The 2831-nt window shown below is 62.8% G+C and carries 6 protein-coding genes; all 6 read left to right on the top strand.

Annotation, left to right across the window (positions count from 1 at the left end; translation table 11 throughout):
* On the top strand, window positions 1-180 hold a 180-nt coding region (locus tag WCB02_RS20050), incomplete at its 5' end, for a hypothetical protein (RefSeq protein WP_423960727.1).
* Window positions 181-450: 270 nt separating this feature from the next.
* The gene (gene flgB / locus WCB02_RS20045) at window positions 451-858 is read left to right on the top strand and encodes a flagellar basal body rod protein FlgB (RefSeq protein WP_423960725.1); all 408 of its coding nucleotides are present in this window, start codon (window positions 451-453) and stop codon (window positions 856-858) included.
* Between the two features lie 28 nt (window positions 859-886).
* Entirely contained in the window at window positions 887-1312 is a 426-nt protein-coding gene (gene flgC / locus WCB02_RS20040; RefSeq protein WP_423960723.1) for a flagellar basal body rod protein FlgC, read from the top strand.
* Window positions 1313-1327: 15 nt separating this feature from the next.
* On the top strand, window positions 1328-1639 hold the full coding sequence (fliE, locus tag WCB02_RS20035; RefSeq protein ID WP_423960721.1) for a flagellar hook-basal body complex protein FliE: 312 nt from the start codon (window positions 1328-1330) through the stop codon (window positions 1637-1639).
* A gap of 208 nt (window positions 1640-1847) precedes the next feature.
* The gene (fliQ, locus tag WCB02_RS20030) at window positions 1848-2111 is read left to right on the top strand and encodes a flagellar biosynthesis protein FliQ (RefSeq protein ID WP_079571707.1); all 264 of its coding nucleotides are present in this window, start codon (window positions 1848-1850) and stop codon (window positions 2109-2111) included.
* 14 nt (window positions 2112-2125) lie between these two features.
* Window positions 2126-2831: flagellar biosynthetic protein FliR (fliR, locus tag WCB02_RS20025; RefSeq protein WP_423960719.1), on the top strand; the 706-nt coding region annotated here is incomplete at its 3' end.

Genomic DNA, 2831 nt, shown 5'->3' with positions numbered 1-2831 from the left:
AATCGGCGCACCAGCCAAGCAGCCACGCCAATCAGGGCCAGCACGGCCACAAAAGCGAAGAAAAAGGTCACTGCAGGCATGCTCTATCCCCGGCCAATACCGCTTCCATCAAGCCTTCGCATTTGTCAAACGCAGCGCACCCTGCGGCGAACGAAGCCTGAGATCGGCATGATTCCTTAACCCACCACGGCAGGAACTGCCGTCCAGATAGCTTAATAACCCATGAATCGCCTGAACCAAAACGACTTCTTGGGCGTGCCGGTATGGCTGAACCAACGGGGTTAACGCAGCATTCGTGGCGAAAATGCGCGCAAACTGGTGACGGCGGCGATCTGGCTGCAATATTCCATCGCGGGCCGGTCTACGCTCCTTAACTGCCTGTTAACCATACAGGCGGCAAATTCTGCCTAGCTGCGGGCACCGGGCCCGCGAGGGAAGCGGAGCGGAGCGATGTCCATCAGCGATATTCCGACCCTGTCGATGTTGCGGACCACGATGCAATGGCACCAGGAGCGCCAGAAAGTCCTCTCTGAAAACGTCGCCAACTCCGACACGCCGAACTTCAAGCCGCGTGATCTGGTCGAGCCGAAATTCGACAGCACCGGCGCGCCGGCCGGCACGATGGGGACGCTGGCGATGACGCTGACCAGCGCCGGCCACATCACGCCGTCCGGCGGCGGCACGGACGCCTTCGACCAGAACAAGCGGGCAGGCTTTCAGACCCGTCCGGCCGGCAACGCCGTCAATCTCGAGGATGAGATGACGAAGTCCGCCAATAACCAGATGGATTATCAGGCAGTCACCGGGCTCTACAGCAAGAGCCTGCAGCTGCTGAAGACGGCGATCGGCAAGGGCTAGGGCACGCTAGCGGCGGGAGAACGAGATCATGGCAGATGACGGCAGCGACTTCGCCCGTTCGATGGGGATTGCGACGTCGGGCCTGCGCGCGCAGGCCGGGCGGATGCGGGTGATTTCGGAGAACATCGCCAACGCCGATTCCACCGCGGCGACTCCCGGCGGCGATCCCTACCGGCGCAAGATCCCGACCTTCTCCTCGACGCTCGATCGCGCGCTGGACGCCAAGGTCGTTGCGCTCGGCAGGGTGGCGCCCGATCAATCCGCTTTTCACACGAGATACGAACCGTCCAACCCCGCCGCGGACGCGACCGGCTACGTCAAATACCCCAACGTCAATTCGCTGGTTGAAATGACCGACATGCGCGACGCGCAGCGATCCTATGAGGCGAACCTCAACATCATCAGCGCCACCCGCCAGATGATCCAGCGCACACTCGACATCCTCAAGGCCTGAAGGAGACCCTAAGCCATGGCTTCACCGATCGTTGCCGCCAACGCCTATGCCAACCTCGCCCGCATCCTGGACACCGGCGGTGCCGGCAAGAGCTCGCAGGATTCGAGCGGACCCTCGTTCGGCGCGCTGTTGAAGGATGCGGTCGGAAGCGTGATGGAAGCGGGGCGCAAATCGGATGCCCAGACGGTGGCGATGGCATCCGGCAAGGCCAATGTGATGGACGTGGTGACGGCGGTCGCGGAAACCGATGTCGCGGTCTCGACCCTGGTCTCGGTGCGCGACCGCGTGATCCAGTCCTACGAAGACATCATGAAGATGACGATTTGAGCGCTTTGGCGACGTTCCGGGAAACCGGCCGCGGACCACGCCGATTCATGTGGCTCGTCATTGCGAGCGACCGGGTGGCGCGATGCACGCGCCCGATAACAGGCACCGCGAAGCAATCCACGGGCCCGGCAATCCGTCGGGATTGCTTCGCCGCAAGAGCTCCCCGCAATGACGGCGGAGGAGCCGGGAGGACAAGAAGGAATGACAAATGACCGGTGCTGAAACTCTCGACGTGGCGCGCGATGCAATCTGGACCATCGTGGTGGTGTCCTCGCCCCTGATGGTGGTCGGCCTCGTGGTCGGCGTCGTGGTGTCGCTGTTCCAGGCGCTGACCCAGATCCAGGAGCAGACGCTGGTGTTCGTGCCGAAGATTCTGGCGATCTTCGTCACATTGCTGCTCGCGCTGCCCTTCATGGCCGATGCGCTGCACAGCCACATGATGCGGATATCGTCGCGAATCATCGGCGGTTGATGCATGTATCGCTCATGCGCATCGACGTCTCCTTCCTGCCCGTGCTCGCCGCCACCTTCATGCTGGTGTTCGCGCGCATCGGCGCCATGGTGATGCTGATGCCGGGCCTGGGCGAGGCCAACATTCCCGTGCGCATCAAGCTGTCGATCGCGCTGCTGTTGACGCTGATCATCCTGCCGCTGCACCGCAATGCCTACCAGATCGACCTGCAGTCGCTGACCTCGCTGTTCGTGGTGATGCTGCATGAGATCATCATCGGCATCGTGCTCGGCGCCACCGCGCGGGTGACGTTGTCGGCGCTCCAGGTGGCGGGTTCCGTTATCGCCCAGCAGATGGGGCTCGGCTTCGTCACCTCGGTCGACCCGACCCAGGGCCAGCAGGGCGTCCTGATCGGAAACTTTCTCACCATGCTCGGGGTGACGTTGCTGTTTGCGACCGACAGCCATTACCTCGTGATCGCCGCGCTGAACGACAGCTACAACATCTTTTCACCGGGTGAGACGATGGCAAGCGGCGACGTCGCTTCGCTGGCCACCCGCGCCTTCGCCGCGGCGTTCCGGATCGGCCTGCAACTGTCCGCCCCGTTCCTGGTGTTCGGCCTGGTGTTCAACATCGGGCTTGGCGTGCTGGCGCGGCTGATGCCGCAGATGCAGGTGTTCTTCGTCGGCGTGCCGCTGTCGATCTTCGCGGGCTTCTTGATCCTCATGCTCGTGATCGCGG

It is taken from the genome of Bradyrhizobium sp. (assembly GCF_049581145.1).
Lineage (GTDB): Bacteria > Pseudomonadota > Alphaproteobacteria > Rhizobiales > Xanthobacteraceae > Bradyrhizobium.
This window is presented reverse-complemented; position numbering and strand designations above follow the sequence as displayed.